This is a genomic window from Enterococcus sp. AZ109 (assembly GCF_051714625.1).
GTDB lineage: Bacteria > Bacillota > Bacilli > Lactobacillales > Enterococcaceae > Enterococcus_A.
The window spans coordinates 380,296-403,188 of the sequence record NZ_JBIOSF010000001.1 but is presented as its reverse complement, the minus strand read 5'-3'; the positions used below and the strand labels follow the sequence as shown (position 1 = coordinate 403,188).

General features: G+C 39.8%; 23 protein-coding genes. 15 read left to right on the top strand and 8 right to left on the bottom strand.

The features are described 5' to 3' along the window. Nucleotides 1–64 precede the first annotated feature (64 nt). From IGI42_RS01945 to IGI42_RS01930, 4 genes are all read right to left on the bottom strand, one after another. Nucleotides 65–1,975, bottom strand: coding sequence for a heavy metal translocating P-type ATPase (locus IGI42_RS01945; protein ID WP_438713942.1), 1,911 nt, complete (start codon nucleotides 1,973–1,975; stop codon nucleotides 65–67). 205 nt (nucleotides 1,976–2,180) lie between these two features. Continuing rightward, complete coding sequence (locus IGI42_RS01940; protein ID WP_438713941.1) at nucleotides 2,181–3,014, bottom strand: undecaprenyl-diphosphate phosphatase; 834 nt, start codon at nucleotides 3,012–3,014, stop codon at nucleotides 2,181–2,183. A gap of 146 nt (nucleotides 3,015–3,160) precedes the next feature. Then, on the bottom strand, nucleotides 3,161–3,865 hold the full coding sequence (locus IGI42_RS01935) for a histidine phosphatase family protein (RefSeq protein ID WP_438713940.1): 705 nt from the start codon (nucleotides 3,863–3,865) through the stop codon (nucleotides 3,161–3,163). Between the two features lie 17 nt (nucleotides 3,866–3,882). Beyond that, on the bottom strand, nucleotides 3,883–4,509 hold the full coding sequence (locus IGI42_RS01930) for an MBL fold metallo-hydrolase (RefSeq protein ID WP_438713938.1): 627 nt from the start codon (nucleotides 4,507–4,509) through the stop codon (nucleotides 3,883–3,885). A 174-nt stretch (nucleotides 4,510–4,683) separates the two neighbouring features. On the opposite strand from IGI42_RS01930, the gene IGI42_RS01925 reads away from it, so the two are divergent. Beyond that, nucleotides 4,684–7,026, top strand: coding sequence for an ATP-dependent DNA helicase (locus tag IGI42_RS01925; protein ID WP_438713937.1), 2,343 nt, complete (start codon nucleotides 4,684–4,686; stop codon nucleotides 7,024–7,026). Nucleotides 7,027–7,225: 199 nt separating this feature from the next. On the opposite strand, the gene IGI42_RS01920 is transcribed toward IGI42_RS01925, so the two are convergent. Next, complete coding sequence (locus IGI42_RS01920; protein ID WP_438713936.1) at nucleotides 7,226–8,056, bottom strand: MurR/RpiR family transcriptional regulator; 831 nt, start codon at nucleotides 8,054–8,056, stop codon at nucleotides 7,226–7,228. A 180-nt stretch (nucleotides 8,057–8,236) separates the two neighbouring features. On the opposite strand from IGI42_RS01920, the gene IGI42_RS01915 reads away from it, so the two are divergent. From IGI42_RS01915 to IGI42_RS01895, 5 genes are read left to right on the top strand one after another with little or no spacing between them, the layout of a single operon-like run. Then, nucleotides 8,237–8,719 (top strand): PTS system mannose/fructose/N-acetylgalactosamine-transporter subunit IIB, encoded by a 483-nt coding sequence (locus IGI42_RS01915; protein WP_438713935.1) that lies wholly within the window; start codon nucleotides 8,237–8,239, stop codon nucleotides 8,717–8,719. A gap of 15 nt (nucleotides 8,720–8,734) precedes the next feature. Further along, the gene (locus IGI42_RS01910; protein WP_438713934.1) at nucleotides 8,735–9,490 is read left to right on the top strand and encodes a PTS mannose/fructose/sorbose/N-acetylgalactosamine transporter subunit IIC; all 756 of its coding nucleotides are present in this window, start codon (nucleotides 8,735–8,737) and stop codon (nucleotides 9,488–9,490) included. Continuing rightward, nucleotides 9,490–10,320: a PTS system mannose/fructose/sorbose family transporter subunit IID gene (locus tag IGI42_RS01905; protein WP_438713933.1), complete on the top strand. Its 831-nt coding sequence runs from the start codon at nucleotides 9,490–9,492 to the stop codon at nucleotides 10,318–10,320. The genes IGI42_RS01910 and IGI42_RS01905 overlap by 1 nt, the downstream gene beginning before the upstream one ends. A 9-nt stretch (nucleotides 10,321–10,329) precedes the next feature. Continuing rightward, nucleotides 10,330–11,529: a M20 family metallopeptidase gene (locus tag IGI42_RS01900; RefSeq protein WP_438713931.1), complete on the top strand. Its 1,200-nt coding sequence runs from the start codon at nucleotides 10,330–10,332 to the stop codon at nucleotides 11,527–11,529. 10 nt (nucleotides 11,530–11,539) lie between these two features. Continuing rightward, nucleotides 11,540–11,929, top strand: coding sequence for a PTS sugar transporter subunit IIA (locus IGI42_RS01895; protein WP_438713930.1), 390 nt, complete (start codon nucleotides 11,540–11,542; stop codon nucleotides 11,927–11,929). 532 nt (nucleotides 11,930–12,461) lie between these two features. Here the strand turns inward: IGI42_RS01895 and IGI42_RS01890 are convergent. Next, nucleotides 12,462–12,953 (bottom strand): YajQ family cyclic di-GMP-binding protein, encoded by a 492-nt coding sequence (locus IGI42_RS01890; RefSeq protein ID WP_438713929.1) that lies wholly within the window; start codon nucleotides 12,951–12,953, stop codon nucleotides 12,462–12,464. A gap of 139 nt (nucleotides 12,954–13,092) precedes the next feature. On the opposite strand from IGI42_RS01890, the gene IGI42_RS01885 reads away from it, so the two are divergent. Both IGI42_RS01885 and IGI42_RS01880 read left to right on the top strand, forming a co-directional pair. Then, the gene (locus tag IGI42_RS01885; protein WP_438713928.1) at nucleotides 13,093–13,992 is read left to right on the top strand and encodes a YitT family protein; all 900 of its coding nucleotides are present in this window, start codon (nucleotides 13,093–13,095) and stop codon (nucleotides 13,990–13,992) included. Between the two features lie 119 nt (nucleotides 13,993–14,111). Further along, a complete protein-coding gene (locus IGI42_RS01880; RefSeq protein WP_438713926.1) occupies nucleotides 14,112–14,453 on the top strand; it encodes a metal-sulfur cluster assembly factor in 342 nt (113 codons plus the stop codon). A gap of 256 nt (nucleotides 14,454–14,709) precedes the next feature. On the opposite strand, the gene IGI42_RS01875 is transcribed toward IGI42_RS01880, so the two are convergent. Next, the gene (locus IGI42_RS01875) at nucleotides 14,710–15,138 is read right to left on the bottom strand and encodes a hypothetical protein (RefSeq protein WP_438713925.1); all 429 of its coding nucleotides are present in this window, start codon (nucleotides 15,136–15,138) and stop codon (nucleotides 14,710–14,712) included. 409 nt (nucleotides 15,139–15,547) lie between these two features. Between IGI42_RS01875 and IGI42_RS01870 the strand changes: the two genes are divergently transcribed. Next, on the top strand, nucleotides 15,548–15,892 hold the full coding sequence (locus IGI42_RS01870; RefSeq protein WP_438713924.1) for a carboxymuconolactone decarboxylase family protein: 345 nt from the start codon (nucleotides 15,548–15,550) through the stop codon (nucleotides 15,890–15,892). A gap of 72 nt (nucleotides 15,893–15,964) precedes the next feature. Here IGI42_RS01870 and IGI42_RS01865 read toward each other — a convergent pair whose 3' ends face one another. Further along, nucleotides 15,965–16,582, bottom strand: coding sequence for a hypothetical protein (locus IGI42_RS01865; protein ID WP_438713922.1), 618 nt, complete (start codon nucleotides 16,580–16,582; stop codon nucleotides 15,965–15,967). 120 nt (nucleotides 16,583–16,702) lie between these two features. On the opposite strand from IGI42_RS01865, the gene IGI42_RS01860 reads away from it, so the two are divergent. From IGI42_RS01860 to IGI42_RS01835, 6 genes are all read left to right on the top strand, one after another. Further along, nucleotides 16,703–18,238, top strand: coding sequence for an ABC transporter permease/substrate-binding protein (locus IGI42_RS01860; RefSeq protein ID WP_438713921.1), 1,536 nt, complete (start codon nucleotides 16,703–16,705; stop codon nucleotides 18,236–18,238). Further along, nucleotides 18,239–19,186: an ABC transporter ATP-binding protein gene (locus IGI42_RS01855; protein ID WP_438713919.1), complete on the top strand. Its 948-nt coding sequence runs from the start codon at nucleotides 18,239–18,241 to the stop codon at nucleotides 19,184–19,186. 34 nt (nucleotides 19,187–19,220) lie between these two features. After that, nucleotides 19,221–20,546 (top strand): dihydrolipoyl dehydrogenase family protein, encoded by a 1,326-nt coding sequence (locus IGI42_RS01850; RefSeq protein ID WP_438713918.1) that lies wholly within the window; start codon nucleotides 19,221–19,223, stop codon nucleotides 20,544–20,546. A 75-nt stretch (nucleotides 20,547–20,621) separates the two neighbouring features. Further along, entirely contained in the window at nucleotides 20,622–21,308 is a 687-nt protein-coding gene (locus IGI42_RS01845) for a hypothetical protein (protein ID WP_438713917.1), read from the top strand. A 4-nt stretch (nucleotides 21,309–21,312) separates the two neighbouring features. Continuing rightward, entirely contained in the window at nucleotides 21,313–22,233 is a 921-nt protein-coding gene (locus tag IGI42_RS01840) for a sce7725 family protein (protein WP_438713916.1), read from the top strand. Next, nucleotides 22,223–22,879, top strand: coding sequence for a GNAT family N-acetyltransferase (locus IGI42_RS01835; protein ID WP_438713915.1), 657 nt, complete (start codon nucleotides 22,223–22,225; stop codon nucleotides 22,877–22,879). The genes IGI42_RS01840 and IGI42_RS01835 overlap by 11 nt, the downstream gene beginning before the upstream one ends. Nucleotides 22,880–22,893 lie beyond the last annotated feature (14 nt).

The window sequence follows — 22,893 nt, the reverse complement described above, 5'->3', positions numbered from 1 at the left end:
ATTATACATAAAGCCTTGTCTCAATGCAATAAAATCGTGACAAGTTTTTTTCCTTAACAGAAACTCAATGCTGCTGACTGGACTGATATAGAGGACAATCATTGCAATTTTGCGCACGATCTGAGCGAACCACTTCTTTTAAAGGCAATAATAGGCGTAATCCGTTGAAAATGACCAAAATTGTGCTGCCTTCGTGACCAATTACTCCTAATGGCAAGCTTAAGAATTGTGTAAAGTTGCTAATAATTAAAAGAGCAATTACTGATAATGAGAAGGCAATATTTTGTTTTACGACCCGTTTTAGCTTTTTGGCTAAACGATGACTATAAGCCAATTTTGCCAAATCGTTTTTAATTAGTACGATGTCAGAAACATCCATAGCGACGTCAGTACCTTGCCCCATTGCTATACCAATTGTTGCAGTTGCTAGGGCGGGAGCGTCGTTAATACCATCGCCCACCATTGCGTTTACTCCGTACTTATCTTTTTGTTGTTGAATGAGCACGGTCTTCTCAGCTGGCAAACAGTTGGCATGATAATCATCAATGCCAGTTGCTTCAGCAACAAAAGCTGCAGAGCCTTCATTGTCACCAGTTAGCATAGTTGTATGGATATTTTGTTCTTTAAAGTAGTGAATCACATCTTCAGTACCAGTTTTTGGCAGGTCAATTAAGCCGAGAATGGCCACCAACTGATCATCTTTTGAAAGAAAAATGACAGTTTTACCAGTTGCTCGTAAATGGCCAATGGTTGACTCAACAGAAGAACCTTCCTGATAGGCATGTTTGCCTAACTTCCAAGTATGCCCAGCGTAGACTGTTTCCAAACCAGTACCAGCTTTTTCTTCTACCCGAAGATCGGTATAGCGTTCTTCACTATGGAAGAATTGTAAAATGGCTAAAGCCAATGGATGAGTAGAATAGGCTTCCATGGAAACTAGCATTTTTGGAATGATAGGATCGTCTATTAGCTGTTTATAGTCAGTCACGCGTGGTTTCCCGCGAGTCAAAGTCCCAGTTTTATCAAATGCTATTGCTTTTAAATCAGCCAAACGTTCCAGTTCTTTACCTGACTTAAAGAGAACCCCTTTTTTGGCACCATTTGAAATAGCTGATAAAGTCGCCGGAGTAGCCGAAGCAACTAGGGCACACGGAGAAGCTACGACTAACAACACCATTCCCCGATAAAAGCTTTCTTCAAAGCTCCAGCCAATTACAAAATGGGTCAGTAAGATCATTAAAGGAACCGCAACTAGTACAACCTTTACATAAACATTTTCAATTTTTTCAATAAAACTAGCTGTCTCACTTTGTTCACTTTGAGCATGTTCAACCAGTTTAATGATCTGGGCAAATAATGTTTCATCGCTTGTCTTTGTTACTTTCATTTTAAAGGCATTGCCTGTATTAATTGTTCCGCCGAAAACATCGTCATTCGGTTCTTTTTCCACGGGAACAGATTCACCAGAAATTGCTGCCTCATCAATCGAAGTCGGATGGTCCAGTAAAATCCCATCGATTGGTACAGCGCTACCTTTAGCTACAAAAACTAAGTCATCCACCTGCAGCTCACTAACATCTACTTCAGATTGTTCGCCACTTTCCATGAGTCTAACTGCTTTAGTTGGAGATAAGTTCATAAGGGCGGTGATTTCCTTGGTGCTTTTGTTGGTGGCATATTCTTCTAAGGCACCACTTAAACAAAAAATAAACGTAAGCATCGCACCTTCAAACCAGTTACCAATTAAGCAAGCACCAATGGCAGCTAGCGCCATCAGCAAGTCTACATTCAAGGTTCGATCTTGCCAAAGTTCTAGTAAGCCTTCACTAGTCTGCTTCCAACCCCCAGAGATAATTGCACCTATAAACAAAATTGGATAATACGGGAAATTCATTAGTTCGGATACTTTACCAGAAATTAATAATATTAGACAGAAAAGGGTAGAGAGAAACGCTTGTTTTTCTTCTTTACTCATTTTTCCTCCTCCTCTCACTTTTATCCTAGCATATCTAAATGCTAATTGATAATAAAATATGCTAATTGAGAACGAAAGTGATTATCAATTAGAAAAAGGAGGAGAACAACCGATGATCCGCAATGATCATGAATGTAATAATTCTAAATAAGTATTTGAAGGAAACAAAAAAACTGCAGACAAAGTTGTCTGCAGTGAAAAGACATTACATAGCAATTAGCCAATACGCAATGAGGATAACCCCTAAGATGATTCGATACCAGCCAAAAACTGTAAAGTCATTGCGCTTGATATAATCTAATAAGAACTTAATAGCGATGATGGATATGACAAAAGCAGTGATCATTCCAACTAAAAGAATTAAGATTTCTGAAAAACCAAAAGAGTTGCCATTTGCTAAAAACTTAACTATTTTCAACCCGCTAGCGCCAAACATTACCGGAATTCCTAAAAAGAAAGAAAATTCAGTCGCAACAAAACGAGAGGAACCAATTAAAATTGCCCCTAGAATGGTAGCACCCGAACGAGAAGTTCCAGGAATAAGTGCAAGTACTTGGAAAAGTCCGACAATCAGCGCCGCTTTGTAAGTGAAATCATTTAAATTCGTACATTTCGGTTTTTTGGTTTTATTGTGTTTTTCCACAACAATAAAGGCAATTCCGTAAACAATTAACATAATTGCTACAGGCAGGAACTTGTGGAAATGTGCTTCTAAAAAGTCATCCAACGGAAGTCCTAATATGACTGCTGGTAAACAAGCAACAACCACTTTGAACCAAAGCGTCCACGTATCATTTTTTTCTAGCGGATTCTTTTTGGCAGAAAAAGGATTAAGTTTATCAAAGTACAAAACCACAACGGCCATAATAGCTCCTAACTGAATGACTACATTAAACATTTCAGTAAAAGCCGGACTAACATCCATTTTAATAAATTCATCGACTAAAATTAAATGTCCAGTCGAAGAAATCGGCAGCCATTCGGTAATTCCTTCTACGATACCGAGAATAATTGCTTTGAAAATATTCATAATAAGCATAGTGTAATTCCTTTCTGTTTAATAACAAAGACAAGTATACCGTTAAGCCAAAGGAAAAACCATCGAAATAAGAGAAAGGTTTTTTTAAGATTTTCTTCATAAAAACGAAAAAAACAGGAACCAATAGGGCTCCTGCGTGTTAACAATTAGGCATTCTCTTTGTTTGCGATTGTTTTGCCACGTTCAAGATAGCTAATATCGTTAATGGCGCGAATGGTAAATTTACCATCCTGATACTTCACACGATTGATACTTCCGTTTAATAGATTGGCACGTACTGGTTGATTACTATCAATTAAACTTAGTAAGAAAGCGATAGTCAAACCATGAGAAACGATTAATACATTTCCGCCGCCATCTTTTTCACGACGTTGTGCGATATCTTCAAATCCAGTCCAAACACGTTCTCTTAGTTTTTCATAAGTCTCCGCCCAGTTTGCCGTATCGGCTTCGAAAATTGCATCAGCAATTTCTTTGAAAGTAACATCTGTCGCAAATAGATCGTCTTCGGTCTTAAAGTTTAATACCCGTGGTAATACGCCCCACATCTCTGCATCATAAGCACCTTCTAGAGAGCCGAAGCACCACTCGCGAATTCGAGGATCTGTGTGATACGGCAGGTCTTTACCGTCAGGATGTTTGCTTAACAGTAGACGCATGGTTTCAATCGCACGACCAGAATCACTAGAGTAAGCTTCGACAAACTTTGTATCTTGCAAACCTAAACCGACACACTCAATTCCTTCTCTACCTTTAGGGGTCAAAGGTGTATCACACCAACCTTGTACGCGTTCTAATGTGTTGAACATTGTTTTCCCATGACGTACGATATAAAGATTTGTTTCTTCCATTTCATTACCTCCGTTTTTTAATTAAAGAAAGGGTTTGTATCTATCTCGTGCCCAATCGTTGTGGCTTCACCGTGGCCAGGATATGCTGGCAGTTCTCTTGGCAAAGTAAACAAGTAGGTCTTGATACTATAAAGAAGTTGTTGCAGGTCACCAGTATACAAATCAGTCCGTCCGATGCTTCCGCGAAAGAGTGCATCGCCAACGACGACAAAATCATCAAAAATAAAACTTACACTGCCAATGGAGTGTCCGGGTGTTGGCACGACCTCAAAGGTCATTCCACCAATGGTATATGTTTTTAGTTCAAATTCGTATTCTGCTGGTTGCACGATTAAATCAGGCATATCTTGATGACTGCCAAGCCCTGAAAGGTTATAGACTGGATTACCTAGCCATTCCTGTTCTAATGCACTTACATAAACGGGTACATGGTATAAGTTTCTTAATTGTTCCACAGCACCTATATGGTCGTAGTGAGTGTGGGTTAATAAAATAGCTGCTGGTTTGCGACCAGTTCGTTTAATTTCTTTAGCAATGCGATCGCCTTCAGATCCAGGATCAACGATCAGCAAGTTATCTTCATTGTAAATTAGGTAGCAGTTTTCTTGAGCTCTACCTGTCACGAATCCTTCAATATGGATCATGGTTTCCCTCCTAACATTCTTTTTTATTATACATGAAAAGAACAAAAAAGTGGGGAAAGACTGTTTTTTATCTTGATAAATTATGTTAAGTAACAGTTATCCACAAAATTAGGCAATACTTGACGTCCAGTCAAAAATCTTCTATTGTTTAAAGGCACGAAAAGAGGTGAGGTCATGTCCTTAAAGAAAATCGCTGTTAGAAGCTTAGTGGAATTTATTTTACGCAGCGGTAGTATCGATGAAGGAAAAAACAGCAACCATACAGCTCAAGAAGGCGCTCGTATTCATCGCAAATTGCAAAAATCTGCTGGCAAGGAGTATCAAAAAGAAGTATGGTTGAAAAAACAACTATCGATTGCTGGAATCGATGTTCAAGTGGAGGGAAGAGCTGACGGTATTTTTATTGAAGATGATGTAACAATTATCGATGAAATCAAAACCTCGGAAACGCCTTTTGCAGAACTAGAAGAAGGAATCATTAACTTATATTTTTATCAGGCAATGGTGTATGCCTATATATATGCGGAACAAGAAGAATTAAAGAAAATAGCTACCCGGTTGACTTATTTTCAAACAGTTGAAGAACAAATTACCTATCGTGTCCGCACGTTTGATTTTGAAGAGCTGCAGACCTTTTTCAATGAGTTAGTGAAAAAATACGAGGATTGGCTGATTTTCCAAACAGAATGGCGAGAAACGCGAAATCAATCATTAAAAGGGATGAGTTTTCCCTTTCCAGAATATCGGGCAGGTCAACGGGAGCTAGCCGGGGCTGTTTATAAAACAATTGCAGCGCAGCAAAAGCTGTTTGTAGAAGCGCCGACAGGTATCGGTAAAACAATGTCTACGCTCTTTCCAGCTTTTAAGGGAATCGGTGAGGAGTTAGGGGAACGAATTTTTTACCTAACAGCCAAAACAATCACACGACAAGTAGCAGAAGAAACGGTCGAAAAGCTGGCGAAACAAGATGCACGGGTGAAAAGCGTGACGTTGACCGCTAAGGATAAGATCTGTTTTCTGACTGAACGCAATTGCACACCAGAACATTGTCCTTTTGCGAAAGGTTACTATGACCGAGTGAATGAGGGATTATGGGATATGTTGCATCAAGAGGATCAATACACTCGAGCGGTAATTGAAGAATACGCCAGAAAGCATGAACTATGTCCTTTTGAGTTGTCCTTAGATGTCAGTCGTTTTAGCGATTTAGTAATTGGTGATTATAATTACTTGTTTGATCCTACCGTTTACCTGCGTCGTTTTTTTGAAGAAGAGGACCAGAATAATTTAGTGTTAGTGGATGAAGCCCATAACCTAGTCAGTCGATCGAAAGAAATGTATTCGGCAGCAATATCACGACAGCGTATCTATGACGTCGGTCAGCAGTTGAGTAAAAAGATGCGGCGGCTTAGAAATGCCTTTGCTCGAGTGGATGATGAGTTCGAACTAATTCACCAAGTGCTAGTGGAAAAGAAAGTTACCTATTTCCACCAAGCGGCAGCTGCTGAAAGTTTATTCAATCGTTTGTTTCAATTGCAAGAATTGATGAAAGAATGGTTGGCAGAAAACGCTGAAGATCCTTTACAGGAAAAAATGCTAACAGTATATTTTGATATTGTTCGTTATACACGAATGGGCGAACTATATGATGATCATTACGAAACAATAATTGAAGAAAAAAATTATGATTTAATCGTTAAAGAATATTGTATTGATCCTTCATGGTTCCTTCAACAAACAATGGAAAAAGTGGGCAGTACTACCCTGTTTTCTGCTAGCTTTTCTCCTCTTGATTATTACAAAGATGTATTAGGTGGGGATGAGGACAGTTTGACCTATCGTTTGCCAAGTCCGTTTCCTGAAGAGAATCAGTTAGTGATCGTAGATGCGCACATTCAAACAACTTATCGTATGCGGGAACAAAGTCAGACGAAAATCGTCGAATCTATCCACGCTTTAGCGAAAACGAAGACAGGAAATTATATGGTTTTTTTCCCATCCTTCAAGTATTTGGATGATGTAGCCGATGCGTTCCGAGAAAATTATCCGAATTACCAAGTGGTGATTCAAGGCTCTCATCTAGATGAAGCCGAAAGAGAAGCCTTCTTGGCCAAATTTCAAGATAATCCACAGGAGACAATGATTGCCTTCTGTGTTCTGGGTGGAATATTCTCTGAAGGGATTGACTTAGTCGGCGAACGCTTGAGTGGAGCAATTGTGGTTGGGGTTGGTCTACCCCAAATCAATCATGAACAAGAACTGATCAAAGAATATTACGACGATAAAAAGGGTGCAGGATTTAGTTATGCTTACCAACTGCCCGGCATAAATAAAGTGATTCAAGCTGCCGGACGCGTCATTCGTACTATGACGGATCGTGGTATTGTTCTATTATTGGATCAACGCTATACGAATCCACACTATAGTCATTTGCTGCCACCTAATTGGCGGGGGCGGAAAATTGTCTATTCTACACAAGCGATTACTCAGTTAGCAGAAAAATTTTGGGAAAATTGATCTTGTGACAGATGTGTTTAGCTCCGAGAAATAAGCCAAATAATCCGAAAATAGCTTCATATTTTTGCGATTAGTTAGCTTATTTCCAAAAGAGCTACTTCAGTTACCCCGATTATGCGCCTTTCAGTGGTTGTGACGTTTTATGTCACAGCCACATTTTTTTGCCGTGTCAGATATGGAGCCTTGAATTAAAACGTCTTTATTTTGTAAAGTGCATCGCATCCTGGATTTTATCTAGGCTAGGGATGGAATCCGTTTTATCAGAAATCATTACCAAGGTAAACAATAGGTCCATAATAAGCATTTGAGGTAAACGTCGTGTATAAATACCAATATCTTTATAAGTTAATTCTTCTGTTGTTGCAATAAAAGTATAATCAGCCTTTTTCACAAGAGACGTATTGTTAAAGCCTGTAATCAAGATAATTGGAACTTTGTTTTTATTCAAAATGTCTGCAATGCGAAGCATATCAGAATTCCGTCCACTATGTGATACGATTACAGCGCAATGTTCTTTGCCTAGTCTTCCAGCGTTTAACAGCTGCATATGATAGTCAACCGTAAATTCAACTTCTAACGGAGACCTCAAGAACTTATGATACCCATCAAGAGCAATAGGTGACGAGCCACCTAAAGCAAAAAGAGCCACTTTTTTTGAATTGATCAAAACATCCACAGCTTGTTCTAGCTGCTGGAAGTCAATTAAGCTACGTGTAGTTTCTAAAGATTGGGTGGAAGTTTCGATTACTTTCTCTGTAATCGCTTGGATGCTATCTTCTTCATAAATCCCTTCAAAAACTTTCTTCTTAGAATCACTGCTTAAAAGAACAGTTAATTCTTTAAATCCTGTCAAACCGATTTTTTTAGAAAACAAAAAAACTGTCGATTCTGCGACACCACAAATTTCAGCAATTGTTGATATGCTTTGATTTTTTGCTTCTTCTGAATGGTTCAATAAATAATCAGCAATTTTTTTTTCCTTCTTTGTCATACTGGGATAATTTGTTTGGATAACACTTTCTAGATACAAATGAAAAACCTCCTGATTTAAAATAAAAAAAATTCGAAAAAACGGATTTACAAATCGAAAATATTCTATATAATAAAAATATATTCATTAGACGGTTCTCATAATGAAAAAAATTCAAATTCAGTATACCACATTTTTTCACTTATGAATCCGTTAGCAATGATTGAGGGGGGATTTTTTATGTCAGAAGTTGGATTAGTTCGAGTAGACAGTCGTTTATTGCATGGTCAAGTAGTAACAAGGTGGATTGGGCAAGTGGACGCAAAGGAAGTCATTATTTTTGATGATGAATTGGCTAAAGATGAATTTATGATTGAAGTTTTTCAAATGGCAGCGCCAAGTGGCGTGGAGTTGATCGTCAAATCAGTAGATGAAGTAACCAGTTTTTTAGATAATCGTGAGTTAAAGTATTCAATTATTCTTTTCAAAAACATCCCAATGTTGCTCAAAGGAATGAAAGCGGATTCTGAAATGAAACGAGTGCAGATAGGTGGGATTGGTGGCGGTCCAGATCGCGTAGTTGTCTTCAAAAATATTACGTTAACTAAGGATGAATACAATGCGTTAGAAGAGTTGAGCAATCGCGGAGTAGAAATCTATTTGCAAACAGTACCTGAAGAGAAAGAAGTGAAGCTAGCTGATATAAGCAATAAGTTTAATTAAAAGGGGGAGTTAGAATTGTCTATTGCGCAATCAATTATTCTGGGGATTTTGTTTTGTTTTTGTCGGATGGGGATATTGTACACTTGGCCTAAAAATATTCCGTTATTTGGTGCTTTACTAATTGGACTTGTCTTAGGGGATGTTCCGCAAGCAATGATTATTGGTGCGGCAATTCAAGCGATTTATATGGGTGTAATTCAGCCTGGCGGAAACATTCCAACTGATCAAGTGTTGGCTACATTCATCGCACTACCGATTGCCATTCAGACCAACCTTTCTCCAGAAGTAGCAGTTACATTAGCAGTACCTGTAGGATTATTGGGGGTCTTATTGGATTACATTCGAAGAACTGTTAACGCTGCTTGGGTGCATATGGCAGATAATTACGCCGAGCATGCCAATGCCACCGGGGTTATGAGGGCCCACTTTCTTTATCCACCACTTTCTTTAATCCTTATTTATATTATTCCGGTTGCTGTGGCCATACACATTGGACCAACAGCGGTCGAAACATTCATGGCGATCATTCCAGAGTGGATTATGACAGGATTACAGGTAGCAGGGGGGATTTTGCCAGCATTAGGGTTTGCTATTACTATTTCGGTTATCGGTAAAAAGGGGATCCTGCCATACTTTATATTAGGTTTCTTTTTATTCCAATATGCACAACAGGTGAATACGATTGCTTTTGCACTTTTAGGCATCTTCATGGCATATTTGCACATCACGTTTACCAAATCAACTTCATCTGAGAAAGCGGGGATTATGTAATGTCTGAAAATCAAGTAAATACAGAGAAGCTGTTGACGAAAAAGGATATTCGCCGTTCTTGGATGCTGTGGTTAGGGACTTGTGAAATGTCCAATTCCTTCGAACGATTGCAGAGCCTCTCTTTTGTAGGGTGCTTAGCCCCTATCTTGAAAAAACTCTATAAAGATGATGAACAGTTAAAGTTAGCTTTAAAGCGACATTTGACGTTCTTTAATACAGAAGGAATTTGGGGAAGTTTAATTCACGGCATCGTAATAGCGATGGAAGAAGAACGAGCAAAGGGCGAAGATATTTCTGATGACATGATTACGGGTTTGAAAACCGGCTTTATGGGGCCGTTGGCTGGAATTGGTGATACGGTGGATTGGGGAACCATTCGTCCCATTGTAATTGGACTTTTTTTACCTTTGGCTTCAGCTGGTAGTTGGATTGCGGGATTAGGACCTTTTGTGGTCGTGAGTCTAATCACCTCCTCAATTAGTTACTACTTATGGCATTTAGGTTATAAGGTTGGGCGCAAAAGTATTCTTCAAGTATTAAAAGACGGACGCATTAATCAATTTATTACAGCATCGAGTATTCTAGGGATGTTTATGATGGGTATTCTCTCATCGCAATATGTGAAGCTCGAATTAAAACCATCGCTCATCGTAAATGCTGAAGAAACAACGATTCAATCTTATATTGATCAAATTTTACCCGGTCTGCTGCCGATTGCTATTGTATTTGTGTTGTATTATTTAATTAAGAAAAAGAATGTCAAATATACAACAATTTTATTGGGAGTATTAGTATTTTCATTATTAGGTGCACTTGTTGGCCTGTTTTAGGAGGAAACCATGCAAGGAAAAGTGAGAGAAACTATTTATCAAAACGTAGAAGAAAACAAAGCAGCGCTAATTGAAATCAGCGAATATATTCATGAACATCCAGAACTTGGCTACCAAGAGTATAAAGCAGTTGATAAGTTAACAGCTTATTTAACTGAAAAAGGCAATACTGTTGAGTTACCCTATTGTGGACTTGATACTGCATTTAAAGCTACGTACACCTATGGAAATGCCAAGCACCATGTAGCTGTATTGGCGGAATATGATGCGTTACCTAAATTAGGCCATGCTTGTGGACATAATATCATTTGTACAGCGGCACTAGGAACTTTTTTAGCAGCAAAAAAAGCGATGGAGTCGCTTCAAATTGAAGGTAAAGTTTCAATCATTGGAACCCCAGCGGAAGAAGGGGGGGGCGGTAAAATAAAACTGCTTGAAGCAGGAGCCTTTGAAGATATTGATGCTGCAATGATGGTACACCCTACCTCTGGTACAACTCGAATAGCTGGACGGTGTACGACAACGCACTCATTTACAATCGAGTTTATTGGCAAAGCAGCTCATGCGGCAAGTCAGCCCTTTAAAGGGATTAACGCTTTAGATGCCGCCAATCTATTTTTTAACGCTGTTAGCTTTTTACGTCAACAAGTTACATCGGATGTCCGTATGTCTGGCTATATTGTAGAAGGCGGGACAGCCAGTAACGTTATTCCAGATCATACTAAAATTCAATACAGTGTTCGATGCATGGAGGAAGTGGAATTACCCTACCTCATAGAACGAGTGAAAAATTGTATCCATGCGGCTGCTCTGGCATCGGGTTGTGAAGTAAAAATAGAAGAGCAAAGTGGATATGCAGCAAGAACTTTTAGTAAGGTATTAGGGGATATTTGCCGCAAGGCTCTGGAGGAGCAAGGAGAAAGTGTGTTAGCAGATTTTCCAGATGATTTTGGTTCAACAGATTTTGGGAATGTTAGTCAACTAATGCCTACCACTAATCCTTATTTTAGTTTAAATGAAACGAGAGTATCACTACACACTCCAGAATACGAAGAATTAGCAATCCAGCCTGTAAGTCACAAAGCAATTGAACGCTCAGCTAAAGCAATGGCAGAAACGATAGTCGCATGCTTTTTGGATGATTCGATCCTTGAAAAAGCAATTGCTGAAAAATCGGCAGCAGTAAGTGTCAACAAAAAACCAAGATAGGATGGATACAATGAGTGCAATCCTTTTAGGAAGTCACGGGAATTATGCAGTAGAAGCGTTGAAAAGTGCTGAAATGATTATTGGGGAACAGACCAATGTCTCCTCTTTTTCTCTAAGTGAAACCATGGATTTAGCTATGACCATAGAAGCTGCTCAAAAATCTTTTGATCGATTAGAAAAAGAGCAAGGGACTTTAATACTAGTTGATCTGATGGGCGGGACGCCCGCAAATGTAGCTACAATTATCAAGCGTAAAAATCCGAATGTTCGCTTACTCACTGGGTTTAATCTTCCATTATTAATTGAAACTTTCATGAATCGAGAAACAAAAAATCTTGATGAACTAACTGAATATTTGAAGTCGCAATTTACTTTAACCCTGACAGAAATAGGAAATTAAAGTACTGGTCATTATCAATCCTCTCTGATTAATCCATGATTAGAGAGGATTTTTTCTATCTACTTAAAGGAAATTAAAGACAATGTGGTGGAGGAATTGACTCGATTCATGATCAAAGCAACCACTAATTCCAAGATGGATGAAGCGTGGCAAGCAATTACTCAGTCAGAAGATGGAACTTGACGTAGTGATATTGAATGAATTGAAGTTTCTTCGGACAAGCAATCCTTTGTTGAATACACAAAATTAGGATATCCGACACAATTTTTAATTACAGAGTTTCAAATACGGTTGTGACATAAAACGCCACAGCCTCTTTGAGATGAAGTGGAAATGATTAGGGGGGGACCTGTCGCTGAAAGTCAGAGTCACCTAGCTTTCACTTAAGAATTTTTATGCTAAAAAAATCTACTTACAGTCTTTTATAAAAAAGTTTTTGGCTCATCAACAAAACAACTTGTTCAAGATTTAAAGGTACAATTAGAAAAAACAGAGAAATGAATGGGCTTAAGAACTCATTCATTTCTCTGCCTTAACGATAATTAGTAAATTGTACATCAATCGGTAAATCTAGCTCTCTTACCAAAGCGATCACTTTTTGCAAATCATCACGGTTTTTACCGGTTATTCGCAATTGGTCATCTTGAATCTGTGCTTTCACCTTTACTTTACTGTTTTTGATAGCAGTGGTAATTTTTTTTGCATTTTCTTTGTCAATCCCGCTAACGAGATCAGCTTTTTGTCGAGCTGTTCCACCCAACGCATGTTCGGAATTTGAGAAATGAATATTTTTCAAAGGTACGCCACGCTTGATCAGCTTGCTAAATAGCACATCCTTAACCTGCTCGATTTTGAAGTCATCCTCAGCACTTACAACTAATTGATTTCCCTCTAGCGAGATATCGAATTTAGCTCCCTTGAAGTCAAAGCGATTTGTCAATTCCTTCAAAGCAATTTGAATCCCGTTCTTCACTTCCTCGATATTCATTTCTGAAACAATGTCAAAACTTGCATCTTTTGCCATAGTCATCCTCCTTTACTTTTAGTTTATCAAAAAACGTTAAGAATGCCATGATTATTCTCTTATCTTTATGAGAAAAGATTGGTGCTTTGCTAACTTCCCTGTTAATCTATAGTTGAATTTGATTCAGGAGGTAACGGTGATGCACAAAGTAATCGATTACAACAAAAAAGATTTTGCGCTAAAAGTAATTGTGATCATTTTAACAGGGATAAGCGGGGCTGTAGGACTAAACTTTTTTCTAATACCAGCAAATGTTTTCTCGGCAGGTATGACTGGAATTTCCCAGATTGCAGGCGCTTTTTTTCAGCAATTGTTTGGTTTGACCATAGATACTGGTATTTTGATTTTTCTATTAAATGTCCCAGTGTTCATTCTGGGTTTTCTTAAATTAGGCAAATCAGCGATGATACTAAGCTTTGCGAATGTATTGTCCATCTCGTTTTTTACCACGTTCGTTCCTGTAGGAGAGATCACAAATAATGTCTTGATGAATGCAATTACGGGCGGTGTTTTACTAGGGTTAGGCGGCGGCCTATCGTTGAAGTATGGCTTCACCACTGGTGGATTGGATATTGTTTCATTGCTGTTGTCTAGAACAACTGGTCGAACGGTAGGGAACTATATCATGCTGCTGAATGGTGCAATCGTTGTTGTTGCTGGCTTCTTTTTTGACTGGGAAAGTGCTCTTTATACGATTATTACGATCTTCACAATGGGCAGCATAGTGGACATGATTCATACGAGACACCAAAAAATGACGGCTTTTATTAACACGGATAAAAGTAAAGAAATGCGTGAGGCCTTATACCAAGGTCTTGTACGTGGGATGACTGTTATACCAGTCAAGGGCGGCTTTAGTTCAACGGACCGAGAAGTATTAATGATTGTCCTAACACGTTATGAGTTGTATGACCTAAAACAAATTGTACAGACCGTTGATCCAGTTGCGTTTACTAATATTGTTGCAACCGAATCGGTCGTTGGACGGTTCTTAAATGAAGATGAGCAAAATAAAGTAAAGAAGTCTAATAAGCAGTGATTGTTCCAATCAATAGCTTAAGAATTGCAAGAGATAGTATATTTCATTCCGATTCTCATTTACAAATCTTTATTGATAGAGTAAAATAAGTTCGAAACTCGAAAAAGGGGTGGCATCGAATGGAAGAAAATAAGCAAAATTGGTCTGAAGCAGAACTTGAAGAAATTAAAGAACGTATTTTAACAGCTTTGGAATCTGTCATTGACCCAGAATTAGGTATAGATATTGTTAATCTTGGTTTGATTTACGAAGTAGACTTTGAACAAAATGGGAATGCTGTAATTAAAATGACTTTAACTACAATGGGCTGCCCATTAGCTGATGTATTAACGGATCAGATTCAATCAGCACTACATGAAATTCCTGAAGTAAACAACGTAGAAGTAAAACTTGTTTGGTATCCTGCCTGGACCACTGATAAAATGAGTCGCTACGCACGGATTGCTTTGGGGATTAGATAAGAGTTCCATATAAATTCACAGTGTAAATGTAAAGTCTTCTCTTTTAATTGAAAAGAGAAGACTTTTTTACTGGAAACTCTGATTTTTTCAATCGATTACATCAGAGATAATAAGTTTTTAGCTTCAAACGTTGTCTGTTGCCAATGGCTAAAAAATGGAGTGAATCGAGGGACGATTTAATCCAACTTTTATTTTAGTCCGCCTAGCTTGTGTTGCCATTTCTACTAGTAAAAGATATTGGTTACTCGAAAGTAAATTAAAGATGTTGATACGGTTTTTGTCCGCTATCTTTTATTATATAATTCTCAGTGGTAATACTCAGCAACTTGCCTGTATTGGGATTGTCATTACTAAACTGAGCAGCTTGGATTTGATGAACGCCTTTTTGTAAATAGGTCGGCCTGTCAACTTTTTCGTTAGAAAAGACAAATCTTTTTAAGTCGATATAATAATTCTTAGTACCATCAAAGACTGCATAGGATAAATAATTGTCGACAAAAATAAAAATTCTGTGTGTTTTATCTTGGGGAACCGCTACGAGTGTCAGGTCCAAGGGTTCCTTTTTTTCGCTGGAATAATAAATCACTACCTGATTACAGGCGCACAAGGTAGATTGATCTCCGCATTTCAGATAGCTCAAAATATTTCCTTTCTTATATTCGTGAAACTGATAGGTTCTCGTCAAATTTTTTCACCTCATTATAAATTTAACTGCCACATAAAACGTTTTAATAAATATTACTAAAAAATAGCGGCGTTAATAATGATGAAGTAGCATATTACATTCCTCCTTAGCCAATAGAAACACATACGGATTTTAACACTTCAAGCATCTTGAAAAAACAAAATAAAATAATAATTAATCAAAGTCTTAGGGGATAATCAAGTGGATGAGCAAATGCTCAGATAAAGGCTTTACATATTAAAAAAAGATCATTATTTTCAGGTGGTTATTTGACAATTATCTTCTAAGCTAAATATTTTTTGAAGTTTAATCAGTTGAATGGAAATTTGTTTATATCGTTGAATAATTGATAGCGCTTTAAATGGGTGACGTGTTACAATTATTAATATCAAGTAGGAGGTAGAAGTGAATGACAGATTACAAAGCAAAATTGGAAGAATCAAAACAAAACAGCGAGGTTTTAGCAAAGAATAGTCCTGAATTAGTAGAGAAATTTATGGATGTGGCTAAAGTGGCCTTAACACCAAGAAACTTGGATGCTAAAACGAAAGAATTAGTGGCTGTAGGAATCGCAGTTTCTGTTCGTTGTGAAGACTGCATTATGGCTCATGTCGGCAATGCAATTAAAACCGGCGCAACAATGGAAGAACTGACAGAAACAGTTGAAGTAGCGATCCTAATGGGCGGCGGCCCTTCATCTGCCTATGGCGCAAAAGCTTTAGCGGTTGCCGAATACCTATTTAGTCAGGAATAAAACAGAATAAATCAAAGACCACAATTGGCTTAACCTATTAGGTTTGAGTCAGTTGTGGTCTTTTTTAGTGTACTAAGCAAAATATTCTGCTAAGGTCGGATCGTTTAATACTTGCTCGCTTGCGTCAGCCAGTGTAAAGGCATCCTGCAAAAGGGAGAGTAATTTGATCGTTCGCGCTGCTGCTCGTTCGTTTAATTTAGTTAAAATATTTGTTCGGTCCGTTTTACTTAATGGCTGAAGTTCTAGCAGCCGGTAAATTAGGCGTAAATCTTGTTTGCGAATCATTGGGAAGTGCTGAATCAATACTTGATTCAAATCGGCATTCATCTGATTGATCCCTCGCAGATCATTGTCCTGAATAGTATAGCTCGTCAGATATTTTTCCAATGCCTTTTCCGGTTGCTGCCTGTCTAAGCCGCTGCTCCAGCTGGTGGTTAATAGTAGAAAGCTGTCGGTTGAATCCAGCTGTTTTAGAAAAGCAACGATACTGACTGCCAGAAGGCGTTGCTCAATTTTTTTGTAGGTTTCAGGTGCATTTTTTTGCAGCCGGACAAACTGAGGAGTAAAACCATTGGTCTGTAATAGATTGCCTTGCAAGGTTTTGTACCAGTTATAATAGAAAGAATTGGTGTAAGTCAATGTATGATTATTGGTGATCAAATGAATAGTATTTACGTCTTTTTCAAGCATTTATTAACACTCCTTTATTGTTTTTTGCGGAATCTTTTTACTTTTAAGTGAGCGAATCCTTTTGCCGCACTTTAGACTTCCGTTATACTTAAATTAATTAAGAAGGGAAAGGGACAGGTTATGAACGATATTATACAAACATTTATGGAGCGGAAGGATGAACTGCTGGATGCGATTTTAGAACATTTAGCCATCTCCTTGAGCGCTCTTTTGATTGCCATCATCATTGCGATACCTTTGGCGATTCTACTCAGCCAGAAAAAGAAACTAGCAGAGATTGTTTTGCAGATAACCAGTATTTTGCAGACAATTCCGTCACTTGCCTTGCTGGGGCTGTTGATTCCCTTCGTCGGAATCGGAACCGTGCCGGCATTGATTGCATTAGTAGTATACGCTCTTTTACCGATTTTCCAAAATACTTATATAGGTTTGTCGGAAATTGATCCTTCGATTGAAGAAGCGGCGGATGCTTTTGGGATGTCCCGCATGCGTAAGCTGTTCAAGGTGGAATTGCCGATGGCGATGCCAGTGATCGTTTCTGGGATTCGGACAGCTCTGGTACTAATTATCGGAACAGCGACTTTAGCAGCTTTAATTGGTGCTGGTGGTCTGGGTACCTTTATCCTATTAGGGATTGATCGGAATGATCCGACGCTAACCTTAATCGGGGCAGTTAGCTCGGCGTTGCTGGCGATTATCTTCAGCGGGCTGATTCGGTTCTTGCAGCATCGCAGTATGAAAGCTACTTTAGTGGCACTAGGCGTAATTTTCCTAGGAATCGGTGGTATCTTCTTAGCTCAACATAATCCGTTGGCTGACCAAACTGTGACGATTGCTGGTAAATTAGGATCTGAACCGGACATCTTGATCAATATTTATAAAGATGTTATTCAGGATGAAGATCCATCAATCGAAGTTGACTTGAAACCGAACTTTGGGAAAACTAGCTTCTTGTTCAGTGCATTAGAAAACGATCAAGTCGATATTTACCCGGAATTTACCGGAACAGTTTTAGAAAGCTTAGTTGAAGTACCAGAAGGTTCTGAAACAGACGGCTCACAGGAGGCAACCTATCGTGAAGCTAACAAGCTGCTAAACGAACAGTTCGACATGGAGCTGTTGAAACCAATGGCTTACGAAAATACCTATGCTTTAGCAATGAAACGGGAAGTAGCCGAAGAACGGGGAATTAGCAAAATTTCCGATTTAATAGCTGACCAAGCAAATTGGCGGGCGGGTTTTACCTTAGAATTTATCGACCGACAAGATGGTTATCGGGGAATTCAAGAGCTTTACGGCTTGAACTTCGGATCGGTGCAAAGTATGGAACCGGCGCTACGTTATCAAGCGATTGAAAATGGCGACGTGGACATCATCGACGGCTATTCTACTGATAGTGAAATTAGACAATACGATTTAGTCACACTTGAAGACGACATGAATCTGTTTCCTCCATACCAAGGGGCGGCATTGATGCGCAACGACTTTGCTGAAGAAAACCCAACGGTGGTTAAAGCGATGAATCGTTTAGCTGGCAAAATTACCGAGGATCAAATGATCGATATGAATTATCAAGTGAATGTTGAAGGGAAACAGCCAGCAGAAGTTGCCCGTGACTTTTTAATCAAGGAAAAGATCATTGGGGAGGAGAACTAGATGGAACCAATTATTGAATTTAAAAATGTAGGCAAAGAGTTCGAAGGCCAAGTGGTGCTGAAGGATTTGAATATCTCGGTTAATCAAGGGGAAATCTTCGTACTCGTCGGACCTTCCGGCAGTGGGAAAACCACCTCCTTGAAAATGATCAACGGCTTGGTGGAACCTAGTGAAGGCGACGTCTACTTTAAAAATAAACGAATCAAAGATTATGATATCCACAAATTGCGTTGGCAGATCGGCTATGTGCTACAGCAAATTGCCTTGTTCCCAACAATGACGGTGAAGGAAAACATTGATGTGATTCCTGAAATGTTAGGCTGGGACAAAAAGCGCCGCAACAAACGTGCCGATGAATTGCTGGAGGAGGTCGATCTTGATCCTGGAACCTATCGTAATCGGATGCCGGCGGAGCTTTCCGGGGGGCAAAGTCAACGGATCGGGATTTTACGGGCATTGGCGGCTGAGCCGGATGTTATCTTGATGGATGAACCCTTTAGTGCCTTAGACCCAATTTCGCGAAACAGTTTACAGGACTTAGTATTAGAACTGCATAAAAAATTAGGCAATACGATAATCTTTGTGACCCACAACATGAAGGAAGCGTTGAAGCTGGGGGACCGGATTGCCGTGATGCATGAAGGCAAGCTGATTCAATGCGATACGCCAGAAATGATTCAAAGTCAGCCAGCAGACGGTTTTGTTAAGGCCTTCTTTGATGAAGCCACCGATGAGCTGCAGGATCAAACTTTAGCAACGGTTTATGAAGCCGGCTTCCATCAGGCTGTGATTACCCCGGATGACACGGTTCCGGCATTGGATCTGAATACCAACATCAGTCAAGCTTTTGAAGCCTTCGCTGATCATGAGAAAATTTATATTAAAGACGAAGAAGAAAAAGTAATTGCCGAGGTGACTCGGTCAGATATTTTCCGTTTCTTAAGCTGATAGGCTTACCTAACAGAATAGGAGGAAATGTACAGTGAAAAAATATGATGCAATTGTGATTGGCGGCGGACCTGGCGGAACAGCGGCTGCTTATTCCTTAAAAGAACAAAACAAAACGGTCGCGATAATCGAAGCGGATTTGTGGGGCGGCACCTGCCCCAACCGCGGCTGTGACCCGAAAAAAATCTTAATGAGTGCGGTGGAAGCCAAGGCCAAGGTGGAAAACTTAAACGGCAAAGGGTTTGAAGCATCGCCAGAGATTCATTGGGAAGAATTAATGGCCTTTAAACGCTCCTACACAGATTCAGTTCCTAACGGGACGAAAAGCGGAATTGAAAAAGCGGAGATTGATGCGTATGAAGGTCAGGCAGAATTTGTCGATGCTCATACAATTGAAGTGGCGGATGAACGCTTGGAAGCCAAACAATTTTTGATTGCTACCGGGCAACGTCCTGCTTTGTTGCCTGTAGATGGCCAAGAGTACTTGCAAACCAGTACCGACTTTCTGAATTTAGATAAACTTTCTGAACGAATTACGTTCATTGGCGCTGGTTATATTGCTTTTGAACTGGCTACGATTGCTAACGCAGCTGGGGCTGAAGTGCATGTCATCCAACACAATGATCAGCCGTTGAAGGGCTTTGACAAAGAAATGGCGATGGACTTGACCAAGCATTTAGAAGAAAAGGGCATTACCTTCCACTTTAATGTTGACGTGGACAAAGTCGAAGCGATCGATCCTGGCTACCGCTTAACCGCTGAGAATTTTGAACTGGAAACCGATATGGTTGTCGTAGCAGCCGGGCGTGTTCCAAATATCGAAGCTTTGAAATTAGACAATGCTCAAGTTGAATATACAAAAAAAGGCATTACGGTGGATGATCATTTGAGAACCAGCCAGGAGCATATCTTTGCTTGTGGAGATGTCTTGGATAAATCTCATCCGAAGCTGACCCCAGTTTCTGGTTTTGAAGCTTCCTATGTAGTGAAAACCATGAATGGTGAGACAGAACCGATTCACTATCCGTTAATTCCATCGGTGGTCTTTGGCGACCAACGCCTAGCCCGGATTGGTTTAAGCGAAAAAGAATTAAGCGAAAACAGTGAAAAATACCATAGCGAAACCATGGATCTTGGCAGCTGGTTTACTTATTTCCGAGTGAACGATAAGGGCGCAAAAATCAAATTTGTTTATGATGAAGAAGATCGGATTGTCGCAATTACTTGCTTGAATGAAATGGCGGATGAATTGATCAACTATTTCAACCTGATTTTGGAAAAACAAATGACTCATGAAGAAATCGCCGACTATGTGTTTGCTTATCCGACACCAGCCAGCGACTTAGAATATTTTATTTAAAACAGAGGATTTCCTCTGTTTTTTTCTTTTGGTTTATGCTAAAGTGTACGAAAATATGTTCCCGTGGTGAGAAGAATGAAGACAGAATTAACCCAAGATATGGAAAAAGCCTTGTATTACTATTGTATGGAGCTGGGCGCTCTGGTGGTGGAAGAGGTTTCGATGCCTCAAGAGCAGGGGATTGTTGATACATTGGCTTGCTTTTTTAAAGAAGATAGCTTTGAGTGGCGCTGCTACGAGCTGAAGGTGACGAAAGCCGATTTTCGTTCCAAAGCTAAGTTGTCCTTTATCGGCCACTACAATTATTTTGTATTGCCAGAAGTTTTATATGAAGCGGTTAAAGAAGAGATTCCTGCTGAGATTGGCGTCATGGTTTATCGTCCTTATGACAATATTGAAGAAGAGATGCGAGCCAAAGGAACCTTTGTGATTGTCCGCAAGCCAGTACGTCAGGAACTGCAGGTAGCGGAATTAGCTTTGACTCAGCGCTTTATGGCCTCAATGTTTCGTGAAGTTCGCAAAGCGAAACGGATGAACTACGGGACTTCCTTTTTTTCGACTGAACAATTGTACAAAGAATTAAGGAAGCGCAGTCTAGAGAAGGATCATTTAGGTGAAGGCAATTATTACCAGCGTTTTATTGAAGATGTGCAAAACGAACGGGTGGCCAGCTTGGAAGAAGAGCTGGCAGCGTTGCGGCAGGACTATGATTTTTTGAAACGGCAGCGGCAAATCCGCCGACCGACCGAACCTTTGGAGTGAGTGTATGTATTATCCTTATTTAAGAGGCAAGCAGTTTGACCTGTTGGCTTTGACCGCGTTAATTCAAGCCCAGCGCTGGTCGACGAAAATTGTACCGATTATTGAGCCGGTGCGGGATTCGGCGACGCTGAAAAAAACGGTGGAGCTGTTTGATCAAAAAAAGCTGCCATTATATGTTGTAGATAATCCTCAAGTTGGAACTTTTAAGCTGTTCAATGAAAAAAAGCACTTGTGGAGCTTGTCGAAAGACTCAACGGTTAAACGTGCGCGGATTGTGACAGAGGCCGACATGGAACCAGCGGACCTGTTTCTGTTTAATGAACATTCCCCGCGATCGGTTCAGGATATCCAGCATTTGATGGATTTGAAGGCCCAGATGGTGATTCCCGATCAGGGACGTTTTCGCATATTGCCAGCCGAAGAGCGGATTTTATTGCGGGAAGCTTTTCAGCCTCGCAAACATGTTGCTGAGTATGAGATAAAAGAGGATGACTTTTTCACTGACAATCATTTATACTATTTAGAGGATGGCTTTGCTGGTTACAGCGATTATACGATTGAAGGCAGCCGCTACTTTGACAAGGGTGGTCCCAGTCGAGCAATCGCCATTCATATTACGTATTTTGATGCTTATTTGAATTTGCGGGTGAAGCATTTTGTTTCCGACACCAATGATTCGGCTAAAGATCAAGGCCTGAAATTCGCTGAGGCCTTGGATAAACTGAGTCGCTGGTATCGGCGAAATCAGGATCAGCTATTGTTAACAATCGGCTTACAGGAATTATTGAATTATGAAAATGAAGGAAAATTTCCAGGTCTAGGCACCATCAAAAAATGGTCGCTGGCCCATCACTTGGAGCTGTTAGGCAGCTTCTTGGAGCAAGGGGATCACTGGATGAAAGGGATGGAGCAGCATGGGGTATGAAGATAAAGATTACGTCACTCGGATGGCTAAGCAGGCCGGCGAGGTATTAGGCGGATTGTTAGGGAAAAAGGATGCAGAAGAGATTCTGTCCTTTGGGGAAGAAAAACGAGCTAGTGATACACTGGAGAATGCGATTATTTTACGTAAGACCGTCAAAGCAGACATTCCAGAAATACTGGTGATTTTTGAAGACGCTAAAAATTACTTGAAGGAGCAAGGCTCACCGCAATGGCAGGATGGTCACGGCCCTACCGAAGGCTCAATTTTAAAAGATATGGCAGCTGATGCCAGCTATGTACTGGTTCAAAACGAAGCGATTATTGGAACGATTGCTTTAGTGGGCGGAGTCGATCCAGTTTATGAAGCAATTGAAGGTGAGTGGCAAGGCGCTTTGGACTATGTGTCCCTACATCGGGTCGCCGTCAGTCAAAGAACTCGCAGTAAAGGCCTTGGGAAGGTTCTGTTGGAACAGTCGATCGAAAAAGCGAAAGAGTTAGGTTATCAGGATATTCGGATTGATACCTATCCGGCCAACAAACCGATGCTGCGCTTAATTGATAAAACAGGTTTTAGCTATTGCGGTATGGTACATTTTCCCTTCAAGCATGGGGAGCGCAAAGCGTTTCAACTATTACTTTCAAAATAATAAAAAGCCATGAT